Here is a 16,710-nt window from a genome sequence, read left to right on the forward strand (position 1 = left end):
ATCTAGGCTCCTACTCTTCTAAAGAGGGTTTAAAGTCCTAATTGCCTTTATATATGATTTAGCTCAATTATAAAGTCAAGCAATGAGAAGTTTTAATGTTTTTATAAATCTGGCTTATTTTAATAAACCTGCTTCATAAAGAAAAAGTGAGCCTTGGTAATCAATATTTTTCAGTTTATCCCTTTTAGCATAGCTCAAATACAGATTTTCCTTAGCTCTTGTTACTGCTACATAAAATAATCTTCTTTCTTCTTCTAAACTCCCACCTTGCGTCATAAGCTTTTTATTAGGGAATCTTCCCTCCATTAAATCAATAATATAGACTTCTGCAAATTCTAATCCTTTACTAGCGTGGATACTTAGTAAATTCACGCCCTCCCCCTCACTCATCTCACTAGAGCCAAGCACCATAGCATTTAAAAATCTGCCTATCTCCTCATAATGGCTTGATAAATCCCTCAATACTAAAATTCTCCTTTCAATCCTTTGTAAAGATTCTTGGTATTTTACTGGATGAATATTCCCCTCTTTGGTAATAGCCCTTTCTTTAGCAAGCTTTTGTATAACTATCTGAAAAATAGAAAGTTGGTAAATCTTGGAGAGGAGATAATAAGGTTTGTCCTTAATATTTAATACACTAAAAAAGTAAAATAAGGCGTTTAAAAACTCCGCACCCTCTTTATTAATCTTTGAATACTTCAAAAGCGGATTGTCTTCAAAATCCTTATGCAGTCCATCAAATCTCAAGCTTTTATTCATATAAAAATCATCAAATAAGCCTAATTGTATATTTTGCTCCCTTTTCTTAAAGGGTTCTTGGATAGTTTTATCTGGCTTTAATAAGCCTTGGATAGGATTCCCATTCCCTAATAATACTAGGGCTTCATAAATATCTTTTGCTAAGGCATTACCGATACCTTTTACATAGCTTAAAATATGGATAAAAGCCATCATATCTTTAGGGTTATAGAGCAAAGAGAGGAGGTTAAGCACAAAAACTACTTCTTTGGTATCAAAAAAGCTAATGCCTCCCTTGCGTTTGGTGGGAATGTCTATCTCCCTTAAACTTGCCTCTATACCATCAGCACTTGAATTATTCCTAAAGATAATAGCAATCTCCCCAAAAGGACGATTGGAAAGCTTAATTTTGTTTGCAATCCCTTGGTATTGTAAAAACAACTCTTCAAAGACTAATAAACTTGGCAACCCAAAATTTTCGCTCTTTACAACTTCTAACTTCTTAGGGTAGATCCTAGGGTTTTTTTCAATCACTCTATTAGCAAGGTTTAAAATAGGGGCAGTAGAGCGATAATTTTTGGTTAGGCTAAAGATTCTTCCATTAGTATAATGCTCTTTAAAACTTGCGATAATGCTAATATCTGCCCCATTAAAAGCATAAATACTTTGGTCATAATCCCCCACACAGAAAATAGATGGAGGATTGAGGGCTTTAAGGATCGAATCTTGCAAAGGATTGGTATCTTGGTATTCATCGACTAAAATTTCCTTGTAAGTAAGTTTTTGCTCTTTAACCATCTCCCTATAATAAAGCAATAAATCATTATAATCAGCGTAATGATAGGCTTTTTTTAAATCCCTAAACTCCTCCCATACATCTAAATAAATCTCCACATATTGTAGTTGGTCTTGGTTGTACTTAGCAATCCATTCCTTAAAATTACTATCAATCGTAGAGTTTTGGTAAAGAGAGAAAATATCATAGAGATAATTTGCACCATAAGGAGTAATATCAGAAACATTAGCAAATACACGTTTGTCATAGAGGCTTTTAAAAAGCACTTTAAGTTCTCTTGGTTGTTTAAGGATAATAGAATGATGGTTTTTTAAATAGCGGTAAGCCACAGCGTGAAAAGTGCCTGCTTCAATCTGTTTGACAATACTATCATCAAATTTCATTAAAAGTCTTGTAAGCATTTCTTGAGCAGCTTTGTTGGTGAAAGTTAATAATAAAATCTCCTTAGGACTAATACCTTGCTGCAACAAATAAGCGATTCTAGCAACGATTGTTGAAGTCTTGCCAGTGCCCGCTGATGCAATTACCAAATTATACCCACTAGGGGCTAAAGAGGCTTGTTTTTGTTGTAAATTAAGGTTTGATAGAGGCACAATTCCTATTCTTTAATATAATCTTTAATAGACTCCGCAACACCAAAAAACGGATAATCTTTTTTATTTAAAACCACTTGAGCTAGAGTATTGTTATCACAATTTAAAACAATAGGTGCTAAGAAATTTACCCTAATTCCATCTCCCTTTTCTCTAACAAAAACACAAAAAACCTTGACATTAGAGCTTGCTTTGATTTCTAGTAAAGTTTGGATACTTGCGGAAACTTCAAAAGAGTATTCACGCACTTTATAGGGATTAACTAAAAGTAATTCTACCTCCTTTCTATCCATAGACAAAAAGGCTAATGCACCATCATCTACTTCTGCAAACTCAACTTCATTAACATCTTCAAAGCCTAGAATGGGGGACTTTACCATAAACTTTTGACTTTTCATCATTGCTTTTTCCTTAAACTTTAAAATTTCTAAGATTTTACCCTTAAATTTTTATCCTTAAAATTTTTAGATTTAATTTTTTGGTAAAATTCAATATCAAAAACACTCTAGCAAAAAGTATTCCATTTACAAAGGTTTTTTTATGCAAGAAAAAACAAATTCCACTTATAACCCAAAAGAAATTGAAGAATCTTATTACCAACTTTGGGAACAATGCGGATATTTTGAAATTTATGGCAATGAGGCTATACAAAAGGTGGGAAAAACCTTTTGCATTATGCTACCCCCCCCTAATGTAACTGGTAGCCTCCATATAGGGCACGCACTTAATCATACGCTCATAGATATTATGGTGCGATTTAAACGAATGGATGGATTTAAAACACTTTGGCAACCCGGACTTGATCACGCAGGAATCGCTACGCAAAATGTCGTAGAAAAGCAACTCTTAGCACAAGGGATTAAAAAAGAGGATTTAGGGAGAGATACTTTTATAAAAAAGGTGTGGGAGTGGAAAGAGCAAAGCGGCGGATTAATTCTTCAGCAAATGCGAAAATTAGGGGTTTCTCCTGCTTGGAGTAGAACGCGTTTTACGATGGATGAGGGATTGCAAAAAGCGGTTAGGGAAGTGTTTGTAAAACTCTATAATGAGGGCTTAATCATTCAAGGAAAATATCTTGTTAATTGGTGCACACACGATGGGGCATTATCAGATATTGAAGTAGAATATAAAGAAAATGAGGGAAAACTCTATTATTTACGCTACTTTTTCAAAGAAAGTCAAGATTATCTTGTAGTAGCCACTACAAGACCAGAGACTTATTTTGGGGATACTGCAGTAATGGTTAATCCTAAAGATTCTCGCTTTAACAAACTTATTGGCAAGAGCGTAAAACTGCCTTTAAGCAACAAAGAGATTCCCATTATTGGAGACTCTTATGTAGATATGGAATTTGGGACAGGTTGTGTGAAAGTAACGCCCGCACACGATAGCAACGATTATGAAGTTGGTAAAAGGCATAATTTAGAACAAATTGTAGTTTTTGATAAAAAAGGCATTTTAAATGAAATTGCGGGTGAGTTTGCAGGATTAGAGAGATTAGAAGCAAGAGAGATTATTGTAGAAAAACTGCAGAAACTTGGTTTTATCGAAAAAATTGAATCCCATAAAAATCAAGTTGGGCATTGCTATCGCTGTGGAAATGTCGTAGAACCTTATATCTCTAAGCAATGGTTTTTAAAAAAAGAAATCGCACAAAAAGCTATTGAAAAAACTAATGCTAATGAAAGTAAATTTTTTCCTCCGCAATGGAAAAATAATTATAATGCGTGGATGAAAGAGTTAAGGGATTGGTGCATTTCTAGGCAGCTTTGGTGGGGACATCAAATACCTGTTTTTTACTGCAACACTTGTAAGGCACAATGGGCTGATACCAAAGAGACAAAACATTGTCCTAAATGCAAAAGTGAGGACATTTATCAAGATCCTGATGTGCTTGATACTTGGTTTAGCTCGGCTTTATGGTCTTTTTCTACATTAGGTTTTGGTAATGGCGAATGGGGTAAAGATACCCTATGGTTTGAAGAAGATTTAAAAACCTTTTATCCTAACTCGCTTTTAATTACGGGTTTTGATATTTTGTTTTTTTGGGTGGCAAGAATGCTGATTTTAGGGGAACATCATCTATCAAAACTGCCTTTTGCAGATATTTATTTACACGCTCTTGTGCGGGATGAAAAAGGGCAAAAGATGAGTAAAAGCAAGGGTAATGTTGTCAATCCACTAGATCTTATTGAAAAATATAGTGCCGATGTTTTACGTTTCACCCTAGCAATCCTTTGCGTGCAAGGGAGAGATATTAAACTCTCTAATAGCCAACTAGAAATTAGCAAAAATTTCACTAATAAACTTTATAATGCTACAAACTTCTTACTCCTTAATGCAAACTCGTTTCCTAATCTTGAGGAGATTGGGACACCTAAGAGTGCATTAGGGCAGTATTTAGCACAGCTTCTAAGTGAAACTATCAAAGAAATAAGAACGCATTTAGAATCTTATCGCTTCAATGATGGGGCTAATACACTTTATCGGTTTTTATGGGGTAGTTTCTGTGATTGGGGGATTGAACTTAGTAAGGTTAGCAAAGATTGTATTATAGAAATTGGTGCAATCTTTAAAGAATCTCTTTTATTACTGCATCCTTATATGCCTTTTTTGAGTGAATATCTATGGCATAGACTCTCTAATAGTAACTTAGAGAAAAATAATTCTATTATGGTAAAGCCCTACCCCACATTTTCTTATAACAATACCCCTAATTTCAAAGTCTTTGAAATTATCTTAGATGCGATTATCTCTATTCGCCGCTCTAAAACAGTGATTAATCTTGCTAATCAAAAGATTGATAAAGCTTATATTCGGTTAAATGATACCATTCCTGATAATCTCTTAGATTTATTGAAAAACTATATCTGCAAACTCGCAAAAGTAGCAGATATTCAAATCACTCATCAAAAAATTCCAAATTGTATTGTCGATATTACCGAAAAATTAGAAACTTATATTCCCACTCAAAGCATTGATTTAAATCCCATCATCCAAAGACTACAAAAGCAGCAAGAAAAAACACAAAAAGAAATTAACAAGCTAGAGGGAATGCTAAATAATCCAAAATTCCTTGCTAATGCACCTAAAAATGTCTTAGCGGATAATCAAAATCTACTCTTAGAACAACAAGAAAAGCTTAACAAGATTCAATTAGAGTTAAAAAGTCTTTTAGGCTAACTCTTTTGATAGATATTCTGATAAACCCTTAATAAAGCGATAAATAAAGCAGTAATAGCAGGTCCTAAAACAATCCCCCAAAATCCAAAACTCGTAATTCCTGCAAAAATGGCAAAAAAGACTAAAATTTCATTAATTTTTACAGGAGTCTTAATCAATACACGATTGATAAAAGCTATCAAAAAGGGCTTGACAATATTATCAGCTAAGGTCGCTATGATTAAAATAGAATACAAAACTATAACAATAGCAGTAGTAATATCCCCCAAATAAATCTCATATAAAGCTACAGGCAACCATACTAATGTCCCACCAATAACGGGTATCAAAGAAGCAAAACCATAAAATACACCCAATAAAATAGCATTATACCCATAAAAAAACATCAAAATACCAAAAAGCACTCCTTGTATTACCATAGAGGCAATAGAAGAATAAAACACAACGCTAATTACTCCGCTTACTTCATTGTATAAAGATTTGATTTGCTTTTTTTCAAGAGGAATGAGGTTCAACAAATACTTCCCTAAAGAATTACTATAATAATAAGAAAAAAACAAAAAGATAACGATAAAAAAAGTATCACTTAAGAAAAATAAGCTATTTTTCCCTGCTTGTGCAAAAATAGATAATCCTCTTTTCACAACCTCTGCCCAATTCATAGAATCTACTTTTAAAATCCATTGATTAAGCTCTTTAAGTGCAAAATCCGGCAAATACTCATATAAGGCTTCATTTACCACTATCCATTGATCTTTGATATAAATAATAAAATTTTGTAATTTTGATAAATCTAAACTCGTAGCCAACTCTGCTAAATTTATCATTACATAAATAATAGGCATAAAACAGCCAATAAGCAAAGATAAAGTCGCAACAAAAGAGGAAAAAACATTCGATTTTGTTTTTATAAAAATTGCTTGATAGATTCCTTGTGTAGCTAAAAACAACAAAAAGGCGATTAAAAGCTTCATCAAAAAGGGTGAATAAAGCTTCAATAACGCTAAAACGCTCAAGACAAAAACAACAAGAAAAAAATAAGTTCCTTTGTTACTTACCATTGCTAAAGCCCTTTAGATGGTGGATAAATAAATACACTCTCCCTAAAAATTTCAATAGGCTCTTTAGAATCTAAAGCGTAAGCTTTAATCTTTATAGGTATATGAGTATCCTTTTGCGTATCTTGTGCCAGATTTTCATCGGTATAAAGCACTACAATTTGTTTAAACTTCTCTCCAGCTTTAATACTAAAAGCTTTTGAAGGGCGTCTAATTTTAATAGCAGGATTATTTTCAATTTCAAAATAAAACTCATAAGGCTCTTGCTTAGTGTTTTGGAATAAAAAAATATAAGAATTTTCAACACGATGATGATCCCTAATCGTATAAAGTTCATTGCGGTTAATATTTAAAAGCATATCCTCCTTTGTAGAACTCATAAATAAAAGTCCTATGATAGTAATCCCCAAAGCCACGACATAAGCAATCGTTTTAAAACGAATATAATTCACTTTATTACGCATATCAATAGCTCGTGGGCTAGTCCAAGAAATCAAAGTTTCCTTACCAAGCTTACCCATAACTTTCGTGCAAGCATCAGAGCATTCTAAACAATTAATACATTCTAATTGCATACCCTTACGAATATCAATATGGGTAGGACAAATCCTCACACAAGCTTCACAACCTATACATTCTGCAGATGATTCTGGAGGCTTTTTCCATAACTTAATACCCTCTGGATTAAAAACTACTCCACCGCGTTTATAATCATACACTGTCATTATCGTATCATTATCATAAAGCACACTTTGCACTCGGCTATAAGGACACATATAAATACAAAAGTTTTCTTTGATAAAAACAATATCTGCAATTAAAAAAATAGCAATCCCAAAGAGAAAAATCAATAAATATTTATGCTCTAAAGGATCTTGAATATAAGCAAAAAAATCTAGCGGAGGCACAAAATACCACATAAAATTAGATGCAGCAACAAAAGATAAAATAATCCATAGAATAAGAGCTATTGCCTTTTTAAATTGGTTAGCTCTTAAGCTCATATCAGGTTCTATCTGGCGATTTTGCATTTTTTTACGCAAGCGCAAGAGCTTTGTTTCAATAAAATCACGATATAAAACCCTAAAAATGGTTTGCGGACAAGCCCACCCACACCATACTCTTCCTGCTAAATTTGTTAAAAAGAAAATTGCTAAGAACATTAAAATTAACAAAAAAGGCATCAAATAAAACTCTTGTGTATTAAAAACAATGCCAAATAAATGTAATTGCTGATGATCAAAAGAAAGCAAAAAGATTTGGTTTCCATTAATTTGTATGAAAGGGAGACAAAATATTAAAATGGTTGTTACAACATACATTATGTAACGCTTTTTGAAATATTGCGTAATAGTAATATTGGATTTATCAACAGACATATCACACTTCCCTAAAATTAAGTTTTGGAATTTTAACATATTTTAATAAATTTGACTTCCTTATTTATGGCTTGATTAAGATAGGCCTATAAATTTTATGCTATAATCCTCTCCTAAATAAATTTTAAAAAAGGTGGTGATTTACCAATGCCAGGCATTAAAGTTAGAGAAAACGAATCTTTTGATGATGCTTATAGAAAATTTAAAAAACAAGCAGATAGAAATCTAGTGGTAACAGAAAGCAGAGCTAGAAGATTCTTTGAACCTAAGACAGAAAAACGTAAAAAGCAAAAAATCAGTGCGCGTAAAAAAATGTTAAAACGTCTTTATATGCTAAGACGTTATGAATCAAGACTTTAGTCTTGATTGAAATTCTTTCATACCTAAGCTTAAAAAATAAAAACTTACAATAATAATATTTGCCGCAACTAGCCCACTAAAAAACCCAACAATATCAAGAAAATCTTGCTTTAATAAAATAAAAAATCCAACCACTAAAAAGGCATAAGCTAATAACCTAAAGGGCATAAAAAACATTTTAACCCCCACTTTATTAGAATTTTTATCAAAATTTCCCCAAAAGGTTCTATATTTAGCTTTCTCTTTTTCCCCCTCTAAGGAAGAATTATTATCCTCTCTGTAAAACCCTTCTTCCTTTGCCTCTTTATCTGACATTGCTAAAACTTCTAATTCTTCTTGTGTTGCATTGGCTATTAATTGATAAATTTTATTCTTTTGAGTCAAGAATACCGCAAAAATAATGCCACAAAACGCAATAAAAGCAAAAATAAAGCTCCAAGCAAATTTCTGCTCTGCTAAAAGATAAATACTTAGAAATAAAACACCAACTAATAAAACGCTAATTATCCTCATCTTCTTCCCATTTTTCAGGTTTTTGATGGGCATATTTAGGATCTTTACTTAAAGCATCAAATTCCCTTTTTTGTGCTTTATAGGCTTTATAGACATTTAAAATAGCAGCTAAAATCCCCCAAACTACACCTAGCCAAAATAGCCAAGAATATCCAAATAGCCATTTTAAGCCATAGCCTACTCCAATCCCTATTAAAACCGCAACTACCATAGAGATTCCAAGTGTAGCATTAGAATAAGCTAAAAGTGCGTCCTTGTATTTGGGTTTATTTTCTAAATCTCTTTCTTTATCTTTCATAATTGCTAATCTCCAAAATCACCTCTCTTGCTCTTTCTAACACACTTTGAATTAAATCCTCATCCATACAAGAACAAATAAACCCACTTTCAAATTGTGAAGGTGCTAAATAAATACCTTTTTGCAACATTCCTCGATGAAATTTTGCAAACATTTCTGTATCACTTTTTTGTACATCTTTAAAATTATTTACAGGATTTTCATTAAAGAAAAACCCAAACATACTTCCCCTTACACAAACTTGCAAAGGGATACTAAACTCTTGAGCAATATTTTGTAATCCCTCTGTAAGTTGCAAAGCTAAAGATTCTAGATTTTGATAAATTTTTGGGTTTTGTTTTAGTTTTTCTAAAGTTGCTAATCCTGCACTCATCGCAACAGGATTACCGCTTAATGTTCCTGCTTGATACACAGCTCCATTAGGAGATAGCAAACTCATTATCTCTTCAATACCACCAAAAGCCCCCACAGGCATTCCGCCCCCAATAACTTTTCCAAAAGTTACCAAATCACCATAAACCCCATAAAAATTTTGCGACCCATTAAGGGCTGCTCTAAACCCACTCATTACCTCATCCATAATTAAAACAATATTATGTTGGTTACAAAGATCCCTTAAATCTTTTAAAAACTCTTTTGTAGTAGGCACTAACCCCATATTTCCTGCTATAGGCTCTATAATAACACAAGCAACACCATTACCACTTTTTTCACTCTCTTTAATACATAGCTCAACACTTGTTATATCATTATAATGGGCTACTAAAGTATGCTTAACAAAATCTTGCGGAACACCTGGTGAGCTAGGATTCCCAAAAGTTGCTAACCCACTCCCTGCATTAACAAGCAAAGAATCACTATGTCCGTGATAACAACCCTCAAACTTAATAATATCGTCTTTTTGCGTATAAGCCCTAGCAAGCCTAATAGCACTCATTGTTGCCTCTGTCCCACTGGAAACAAAACGGATTTTATCAATTCCTTCATAAAGAGCAATTATTTCCTTAGCCAAAGCCGTCTCTAAAGTAGTTGGAGCACCAAAAGAAAGTCCTTTTTTAAGAGTATGCAAAACCATCTCTTGTATATATTCATCACTATGTCCAAAGATTAATGGACCCCAACTTTGCACAAAATCAATATATTTATTCCCATCCTCATCAATTAAATAAGCCCCTCTACCCTCTCTTATAAAAGGGGGAGTGCCGCCCACACTTTTAAAAGCCCTCACAGGAGAATTTACTCCACCAGCAATAACTTGCTTTGCTTCATTAAAGTCGTTGATACTATTTAAATTATTTAAAAATTCCATATTTACCCTTATTAAATACCTAATTAAATATCTAATCATACACTAATTTTAAAAATCTTTATAAATAATTCCAATTTTTTACTTTTCAAAGTTTTAAAAGTTTATAATTACAACTTTATTTCTCTAAAAAGGCATTTTATGCAAGATTTTAAAATTTTTACAGGAAGTGCACACCCTAACTTTTCTAAAGATGTTGCGGATAATTTAAACATAACATTAGCAGAAGCTGAAATTAGTCGCTTTAGTGATGGAGAGATTAGTATAAGACTTTGTGAGAGTGTTAGGGGAAAAGATGTATTTGTAATCCAACCAACCTGTGCTCCTGCAAATGATAATTTAATGGAGCTTTTCATTATCATTGATGCCTTAAAAAGAAGTTCTGTTAATTGTATCAATGTGATTATGCCTTATTTTGGCTATGCAAGACAAGATAGAAAAGCTGAACCTAGAGTTCCAATTACTGCAAAATTAGTCGCTGACTTGCTCCAAAGAGCAGGTATTACTAGACTTGTCACTATGGATTTACACGCTGGTCAAATACAAGGTTTTTTTGATATTCCTGTAGATAATCTTTATGGTTCTGTGATATTCCAAGACTATATCCGATCAAAAAATCTGCAAAATGCCATTATCGCAAGTCCGGATATAGGAGGAGTTGCAAGAGCTAGATATTTCGCTAAACTCTTAGGATTAGAAATCGTCCTCATTGATAAACGGAGAGAGAAAGCTAATGAAAGTGAAGTGATGAATGTTATTGGGAACGTAAGGGATAAAAATGTTATTTTAATTGATGATATTATTGATACAGCTGGAACAATGGTAAAAGCCGCTTCAGCTTTTAAAGAAAAAGGAGCGACAAGCGTAATTGCATTAGGAACTCACGCTGTCTTTAGCGGTGAGGCTTATGAAAAAATTGAAAAAAGCCAAATTGATGAAGTTATTGTTACAGATACCATTCCACTTAAAATAGCTTCCCCTAAAATCAAAGTTTTAAGCGTAGCTCCTTTATTTGCAGAAGTTATTAGAAGGATTAATAAAAATGAAAGTGTCAATTCTCTTTTTATTTAAGATATTATCTCTTTTTATACTCTTAGAATACTCTCTTAATGCAGAAGATTCCAAGAAAATCCAAGCCATTTTAGAAACCACTGCTGGAAAAATTACTTTAGATTTATTCCCGCAAGTTGCCCCTAAAGCTGTAGAAAATTTTGTAACGCATATTAACAATGGGTATTATAATGGGACAATATTCCATCGCACTATTCGTAAATTTATGATTCAAGGTGGTGATCCAACAGGGACAGGCAGAGGTGGAGAATCTATTTGGGGACAAGATTTTGAAGATGAGATAGTGCAAGGTTATACCTTTGATAAAGCAGGAATACTTGCTATGGCAAATGCAGGGGCTAATACTAATGGTAGTCAATTTTTCATTACTACAACAAAAACACCCCATCTAAATGGACTACATACTATTTTTGGGGAAATTAGCAAAGAAAATCAAGAAGAAAGCTTCAAGACTCTAAGAAAAATAGAATATACCCCCACTAACACACAAGATAAGCCCCTTAAAGAGCAAAAAATCATCAAAGCTTATATTCTCCAAATAAATATAAAGAAAAATTAATCTTTTAATTTTCTTTTATAGAGTAAGAGAATTCCTATTATTAACAAAAATACTATAATCTCTACAACTAAAGATTTAAATCCAACTTAACTACTCTTTAACAAATTCACTAAAATTGCATCGGCTTTTAATAATTTCGTTTGCTCTGCACTACTTAGGAAGCTTAAATGCTTCTTATCCTTAGATTTTTTAGCACCTCTTATCCATTTATCAATCTCATCTACCTTTATAGTCTCTAAACTTATATCTTTTTTCTCATCTACATTGATACTACCTTGATTATTCCCAATAAGATTTAAGAGAAAGTCATCAAAACTAAATCCCGCTGATGAAAAATTGAAATGCTTTATCGCAAAAATATCGGTAATCTCTGAGGTCTGCAAATTTTTAGCGACAAATAACACCATTTCATTATCTCCACTCATTACCTCTTTGAAACTTAAATCACCATCTAAATTAATATCTTGAGTAATAGAGTGGTTAATAAAATCTGCTAAATTATCAATAAAGCCTATTTGCTCTAAAAATCTTTTTTGCTCTTCATCTCCTGCTGGTATGCTCTCTGCAATAGAATAATATTTTGAGTTTATAACTGAAACAAGACTCTTTAAATGAATACCCTCATCAATACTAATGCTTCCATTCCCATCACTATCCCCACTTAAATAACCCACCTTATAAGCAGCATCATAATACCAACCCTTTACATAGCTATTTGCTTTCTCTAAACTTCCAAATTTCTCATTTAATCGTTTAGCGTTTGCTTCATTAAGTGGAACATAAATAGTTTTTCCACTCACTTCATCTACAAAACTCACTGCATTTTGAGGAATATCCTCACCCTTTGTCTCTAAAGGATTATAAGCTTTTAATATCTCTTCACTTATATTTTGTGGTTTAGAATCATTAGTTGCAATAAAAGACTTTTCAAAAATATTCTTAATAGCCTCTTTATTTTCTTGCGTTTGTATAAGCTCTAGTAGAGCATTATTGGACTTTGTTTGATGATAACTAAACCCATCTATTTTAGAATCTATACTACCCTTTTTTAAGGCATTATCTACAACATTATTTGTAGCATTTGCTAAAGCAACACCCTCCCCTTAGAGTGGTGGAGTGCCTCTTGAATAAATTTCTTCTTTTGAAGATATTTATCTTCAAAAGAAGTTATACTAAGTTGATTATTTCTATCACCGCTAAAACCATTAGCGTAAGAAGCATATCCACTTCTAGAATCGACAGAATACATTAGTTTCTCCTTATATACTCTATCCTTTGATAATTTCCAATTCCTTTACACATAAACAAGCAAAAAACATTCCTTTTATTTCCTTATCTACCTTTAATCTTTTTATTTTATAATTTCTCAAATTTTATTATTTTAAAAATTAGGATTCTTGTGCAAACACTTCACACACTTTTAACCTTAAAAAAACTCTATTTACTCCGAGCATTAGGCGTAAAATATTGTAATCCCCAACCTCCAATATATACTCAAGATTCTTTTAAAATTAACAATCCCGCAAACCTACAAAAACTTATCCAAGAATGCCAACTCTGCCCACAAAAATCGTCTATACCTCATATAGGACTTTATAATCTAAAATCTAAAATTACTTTTTTAAGTTTAAGTCCTATTTTAGATATACAACTACGTTTTACCTCCAAAAACTCACAAATGCTAAAAAAAATTATTGAAAATGTCTTATTACTTTCTTTAAAAGAAGTATCAATCTTGTCACTTTTAAAATGTGAGATACCTAAAATCTCTCAACACCAATGCTACCAATCTTGCAAAAACTATCTTTTCAAGCAATTAGAATTTTCAGAAAATAAGCTTATTGTTTTGTTAGGACAAGAAGTTTATGAGTTCTTTTGCGACGACAAAACACCTTATGAAAACCTACAAGGAAAATCCTTAAAATGGGGAGACTTTCTTTTATTTCCGACTTTTTCCTTAACCCAACTATTAAGGCAACCACAATTAAAAATCCAAGCACACCAAGAATTTCTAACACTTAAAGGATATTTATGAGATTATTTACAACATTATTATTAAGCCTATTGCCAAGTTTAATATTAGCCGCTGGTAAATACCCTTCCCCACTCCCCACACCAAAAACTGAAATTCTCAACATTGAAATTCAAACCTGTTCTAAAGCCTGCCTCAAAGAATATTTACAAAAAGGACAAATTTTCTCTTTTTTAGCTAATGTTAATAAAAATAACACCAATGAAGAATTACTTACCAATGCAAAATCTCTCTCAATGGAATTAGAAATTGCCTCTATTCCTTATTTTTTAGATATTCAAAAATCCGCTTTAATCCAAATTGCCCTACTCTTTCCTAAAAAAACTATTGGGCGGTATTCAATCTCTTCAACCAATGTTATCTTAAGCTACCTATTTCATCGCAACCAACCCTTTAACTTTGAAGTCTTTGATAGCAAAAGTGAATCCTTAGAGGATTTGCAAAATACCATAGATACCATTACATCTAAGGGATATAAACAAATCGTGGCTCTATTAACCTATGTAGGGGCTAATAATATCAATCATTTAAAAACCCAAATACCTATTTATATCCCTAGCGTACATTCCTCTCAAATTACAGAACCGCTTATGCCAAATATTATCTATGGAGGCATTAGCTATGAGAAGCAAATAGAAAAACTCTCTGCTTTAAATCCCAACTCCACAAAGGTTATAAGTTTCTATGATGAAGGTTATATTGGAAGCCAAATGAATGAATATGTCCTAAAATACAATTTAGACACTATTTACTCTAATGCTTTTAATCCTAAGAGTGCTACAACATTCCCTAAAGAAATTAAGACTATCCAACCCCTACTTAAAGATTCAAAAATTTTTCTCAATACCCCCATCACACATTCAAGTATTATTCTCTCACAAATTACTTATAATGATATAAAGATTAATGGTATCTACTCTACACAAATTAATTATAACCCAAGCCTCCTCTCTATCACTCAAGAAAAAGATAGGAATAATATGTATATTGCAAACTCCATTGCAAAATCTGATTCACTGCTTGTTGAAGAAGCAAAATTACTCAATGCAGATTTAGAATATGATTGGATTAACTATTCTACTGCTTATGGGATTGAATACTTTTACTTACAAAATATTCCTAATGCCAAAGCCTATTTCAAAGAAGCCATAAAAAACAATCAAGTAGAATATAAAATTGATATATTAACCCCTAAAAATAATCGATTTGTTCCTATTAACTATGAATATTAAAAATATTGTTCCTCCTAATTGCTATCTCAAAATTATCAAAAACCGTAATTACAGATATTTGCGTTTGCAGTTTAAAGATTTTTCTACACTTTTACTAACAGCCCCCAAACATATTAGTGAGAAAGAATGTTTAAATTTCTTACAAGACAACAAAGAGTGGATTGCTACCCAAATAAATTCCCAAAGTCAAATAACCTACACCCTCTTAGAAGAAAAAATATTCCTTTTTGGCGAATGGATTGACTTTAAAGATACTTCTATTCAAAAACTCTGGCAGGAATTTATATCCACTACCACACCTTCTTTAACCATTAAAACTAAATTGCAGGAATTCTACCAAAAAGAACTCCACTCTTATATCCAACTATCACTTCAACATTGGTGCTCTTTAATGAATCTCTATCCTAGCCAAATCACCTATGGAAAAAGTATTAAACAACTAGGTTGCTGCTATAGCAAGTCTCACAAAATCCGCTTTAGTTTAAAACTTAGCTTAATTCCAAAAGCACTCATTGATTCTGTTGTTATACACGAATTAGCACATATCAAATATCCAAATCACCAAAAAGAGTTTTGGGAGCTTGTTTTAACTTATGATAAAAACCCTAAAAATATTCATTTATGGTTTAGGGAAAATCATTCTTTCAATCTTTATCTCTATAAAAGAATTTTTAAAAATTAATACATTGAAATTGCAGTATTAAAGATAATATGATGGCTAATATTTTTAATTAATGAATCATTCTTTTTATGTTTTGGAAAAGCTAAAAACATTTTTCTTCTTAGTTTTAAACCTCTTACGCTACGAGTATAAAGCATCCTGTTTTTCAATTCATCTTGAATATGCAAATAAGGCAAAAAACCAACATATGCGTCTTTGCCTTCTACTTGAGAAATCAAGAAATCTTTAATCTCAGAGAGTTTATCAAATTCTAATGAGATTTTTAATTTATCACTTTTAATGGCTAATTTATCTAAATGCTTTTTTATAATGCTTGCAGTTTGCGTTTGGGGATTTAAACCAACCCAATTATAGGAATACAAATCTTCCCCTTTAACAATTCGCGCTAAAGGTTTATTACAAACTAAAACCAATTCATCTTCAAGCCATTCCCTATAAATAATATTCTCTTTAAAGAAAGGGGATTCTACAATAGCTATTTCACATTTCTTATTTTGCAAATCGTGAATAGCCTCTACAGAAGTTGCGACATAATGTTCAATATTAGGATAAATATTACTTTTAACTTCTGTAAAACACTGAGGTAAGATAAATTTTCCAACGGTGTAAGAACAAGCTATTTTTATCGTTTCACAACGTTTAATCATCATCACCATCTCTTTTTGGTAATCCTTTAAAGTCTTATTAAGCTTTACTAAAATCCAAAAAAGACTTTCACCATCTTTTGTAAGCAAAACTCCATTTTTCTTACGATAAATCATCTTTGTATTAAAATAAGATTCAATAATTTTAATGTGCTGAGTAACTGCTGGTTGTGAGATGCCTACTTTCATAGAAGCTTTTGAAATACTTTTCTCTTGAGCCACAATCATAAAAGTTTGCAATTTTTCAAAATCTCGTAGCATAAATA

17 protein-coding genes are annotated in these 16,710 nt (G+C 32.1%); 7 read left to right on the forward strand and 10 right to left on the reverse strand.

All coding sequences use genetic code 11. The features are described 5' to 3' along the window. Nucleotides 1–114 precede the first annotated feature (114 nt). Together CDV25_RS03205 and fliW are read right to left on the reverse strand one after the other, a co-directional pair. Entirely contained in the window at nt 115–2,127 is a 2,013-nt protein-coding gene (locus tag CDV25_RS03205) for an ATP-dependent helicase (RefSeq protein ID WP_108910742.1), read from the reverse strand. 5 nt (nt 2,128–2,132) lie between these two features. Beyond that, nucleotides 2,133–2,528, reverse strand: a complete 396-nt coding sequence (gene fliW, locus CDV25_RS03210) for a flagellar assembly protein FliW (protein ID WP_239056411.1) — start codon at nt 2,526–2,528, stop codon at nt 2,133–2,135. 139 nt (nt 2,529–2,667) lie between these two features. Here fliW and CDV25_RS03215 point away from each other — a divergent pair, with 139 nt between their 5' ends. After that, complete coding sequence (locus tag CDV25_RS03215; RefSeq protein ID WP_108910743.1) at nt 2,668–5,310, forward strand: valine--tRNA ligase; 2,643 nt, start codon at nt 2,668–2,670, stop codon at nt 5,308–5,310. Here the strand turns inward: CDV25_RS03215 and CDV25_RS03220 are convergent. After that, a complete protein-coding gene (locus tag CDV25_RS03220; protein WP_108910744.1) occupies nt 5,307–6,371 on the reverse strand; it encodes an AI-2E family transporter in 1,065 nt (354 codons plus the stop codon). The two genes, CDV25_RS03215 and CDV25_RS03220, sit on opposite strands and share 4 nt — an antisense overlap. A gap of 2 nt (nt 6,372–6,373) precedes the next feature. Continuing rightward, on the reverse strand, nt 6,374–7,747 hold the full coding sequence (gene ccoG, locus CDV25_RS03225) for a cytochrome c oxidase accessory protein CcoG (RefSeq protein WP_108911816.1): 1,374 nt from the start codon (nt 7,745–7,747) through the stop codon (nt 6,374–6,376). A 147-nt stretch (nt 7,748–7,894) separates the two neighbouring features. On the opposite strand from ccoG, the gene rpsU reads away from it, so the two are divergent. Beyond that, nucleotides 7,895–8,107, forward strand: a complete 213-nt coding sequence (gene rpsU, locus CDV25_RS03230) for a 30S ribosomal protein S21 (RefSeq protein ID WP_006803152.1) — start codon at nt 7,895–7,897, stop codon at nt 8,105–8,107. On the opposite strand, the gene CDV25_RS03235 is transcribed toward rpsU, so the two are convergent. The 3 genes from CDV25_RS03235 to hemL are packed head-to-tail and all read right to left on the reverse strand — an operon-like array spanning nt 8,096 to nt 10,227. Then, entirely contained in the window at nt 8,096–8,620 is a 525-nt protein-coding gene (locus CDV25_RS03235; RefSeq protein ID WP_239056412.1) for a hypothetical protein, read from the reverse strand. The two genes, rpsU and CDV25_RS03235, sit on opposite strands and share 12 nt — an antisense overlap. Further along, complete coding sequence (locus CDV25_RS03240; RefSeq protein ID WP_108910746.1) at nt 8,607–8,918, reverse strand: AtpZ/AtpI family protein; 312 nt, start codon at nt 8,916–8,918, stop codon at nt 8,607–8,609. Before CDV25_RS03240 ends, CDV25_RS03235 begins: the two co-directional genes overlap by 14 nt. Continuing rightward, a complete protein-coding gene (gene hemL, locus CDV25_RS03245) occupies nt 8,908–10,227 on the reverse strand; it encodes a glutamate-1-semialdehyde 2,1-aminomutase (RefSeq protein WP_108910747.1) in 1,320 nt (439 codons plus the stop codon). Before hemL ends, CDV25_RS03240 begins: the two co-directional genes overlap by 11 nt. 138 nt (nt 10,228–10,365) lie before the next feature. Between hemL and CDV25_RS03250 the strand changes: the two genes are divergently transcribed. Continuing rightward, nucleotides 10,366–11,295: a ribose-phosphate pyrophosphokinase gene (locus CDV25_RS03250; RefSeq protein WP_034553778.1), complete on the forward strand. Its 930-nt coding sequence runs from the start codon at nt 10,366–10,368 to the stop codon at nt 11,293–11,295. After that, nucleotides 11,267–11,854 carry a peptidylprolyl isomerase gene (locus CDV25_RS03255; protein WP_108910748.1) on the forward strand — a complete coding sequence of 196 codons (588 nt, stop codon included), beginning with the start codon at nt 11,267–11,269 and terminating at the stop codon, nt 11,852–11,854. Before CDV25_RS03250 ends, CDV25_RS03255 begins: the two co-directional genes overlap by 29 nt. Nucleotides 11,855–11,940: 86 nt before the next feature. Here CDV25_RS03255 and CDV25_RS03260 read toward each other — a convergent pair whose 3' ends face one another. Next, on the reverse strand, nt 11,941–12,654 hold the full coding sequence (locus CDV25_RS03260) for a hypothetical protein (RefSeq protein WP_162550406.1): 714 nt from the start codon (nt 12,652–12,654) through the stop codon (nt 11,941–11,943). A 284-nt stretch (nt 12,655–12,938) separates the two neighbouring features. Further along, complete coding sequence (locus CDV25_RS10100; protein WP_162550408.1) at nt 12,939–13,103, reverse strand: hypothetical protein; 165 nt, start codon at nt 13,101–13,103, stop codon at nt 12,939–12,941. A 150-nt stretch (nt 13,104–13,253) separates the two neighbouring features. Here CDV25_RS10100 and CDV25_RS03265 point away from each other — a divergent pair, with 150 nt between their 5' ends. The 3 genes from CDV25_RS03265 to CDV25_RS03275 are packed head-to-tail and all read left to right on the forward strand — an operon-like array spanning nt 13,254 to nt 15,800. Continuing rightward, the gene (locus CDV25_RS03265) at nt 13,254–13,889 is read left to right on the forward strand and encodes a uracil-DNA glycosylase family protein (protein ID WP_108910750.1); all 636 of its coding nucleotides are present in this window, start codon (nt 13,254–13,256) and stop codon (nt 13,887–13,889) included. Next, nucleotides 13,886–15,118 carry a hypothetical protein gene (locus tag CDV25_RS03270; protein ID WP_108910751.1) on the forward strand — a complete coding sequence of 411 codons (1,233 nt, stop codon included), beginning with the start codon at nt 13,886–13,888 and terminating at the stop codon, nt 15,116–15,118. Before CDV25_RS03265 ends, CDV25_RS03270 begins: the two co-directional genes overlap by 4 nt. Next, the gene (locus CDV25_RS03275; protein WP_239056413.1) at nt 15,108–15,800 is read left to right on the forward strand and encodes a M48 family metallopeptidase; all 693 of its coding nucleotides are present in this window, start codon (nt 15,108–15,110) and stop codon (nt 15,798–15,800) included. The genes CDV25_RS03270 and CDV25_RS03275 overlap by 11 nt, the downstream gene beginning before the upstream one ends. Here CDV25_RS03275 and CDV25_RS03280 read toward each other — a convergent pair. Then, nucleotides 15,797–16,705 (reverse strand): LysR family transcriptional regulator, encoded by a 909-nt coding sequence (locus CDV25_RS03280; protein WP_108910752.1) that lies wholly within the window; start codon nt 16,703–16,705, stop codon nt 15,797–15,799. The two genes, CDV25_RS03275 and CDV25_RS03280, sit on opposite strands and share 4 nt — an antisense overlap. Nucleotides 16,706–16,710 lie beyond the last annotated feature (5 nt).

It is taken from the genome of Helicobacter apodemus (genome assembly GCF_003097575.1).
Classification (GTDB): domain Bacteria; phylum Campylobacterota; class Campylobacteria; order Campylobacterales; family Helicobacteraceae; genus Helicobacter_D; species Helicobacter_D apodemus.

Excerpts from the sequence above, each read along its gene's own strand:
- rpsU (WP_006803152.1), top strand. The coding sequence starts at position 7,895 with ATGCCAGGCATTAAAGTTAGAGAAAACGAATCTTTTGATGATGCTTAT.
- CDV25_RS03250 (WP_034553778.1), top strand. The coding sequence starts at position 10,366 with ATGCAAGATTTTAAAATTTTTACAGGAAGTGCACACCCTAACTTTTCT.
- fliW (WP_239056411.1), bottom strand. The coding sequence starts at position 2,528 with ATGATGAAAAGTCAAAAGTTTATGGTAAAGTCCCCCATTCTAGGCTTT.
- CDV25_RS03240 (WP_108910746.1), bottom strand. The coding sequence starts at position 8,918 with ATGAAAGATAAAGAAAGAGATTTAGAAAATAAACCCAAATACAAGGAC.
- hemL (WP_108910747.1), bottom strand. The coding sequence starts at position 10,227 with ATGGAATTTTTAAATAATTTAAATAGTATCAACGACTTTAATGAAGCA.
- CDV25_RS03215 (WP_108910743.1), top strand. The coding sequence starts at position 2,668 with ATGCAAGAAAAAACAAATTCCACTTATAACCCAAAAGAAATTGAAGAA.
- CDV25_RS03270 (WP_108910751.1), top strand. The coding sequence starts at position 13,886 with ATGAGATTATTTACAACATTATTATTAAGCCTATTGCCAAGTTTAATA.
- CDV25_RS03275 (WP_239056413.1), top strand. The coding sequence starts at position 15,108 with ATGAATATTAAAAATATTGTTCCTCCTAATTGCTATCTCAAAATTATC.
- ccoG (WP_108911816.1), bottom strand. The coding sequence starts at position 7,747 with ATGTCTGTTGATAAATCCAATATTACTATTACGCAATATTTCAAAAAG.
- CDV25_RS03220 (WP_108910744.1), bottom strand. The coding sequence starts at position 6,371 with ATGGTAAGTAACAAAGGAACTTATTTTTTTCTTGTTGTTTTTGTCTTG.
- CDV25_RS03280 (WP_108910752.1), bottom strand. The coding sequence starts at position 16,705 with ATGCTACGAGATTTTGAAAAATTGCAAACTTTTATGATTGTGGCTCAA.
- CDV25_RS03255 (WP_108910748.1), top strand. The coding sequence starts at position 11,267 with ATGAAAGTGTCAATTCTCTTTTTATTTAAGATATTATCTCTTTTTATA.
- CDV25_RS03235 (WP_239056412.1), bottom strand. The coding sequence starts at position 8,620 with ATGAGGATAATTAGCGTTTTATTAGTTGGTGTTTTATTTCTAAGTATT.
- CDV25_RS10100 (WP_162550408.1), bottom strand. The coding sequence starts at position 13,103 with ATGTATTCTGTCGATTCTAGAAGTGGATATGCTTCTTACGCTAATGGT.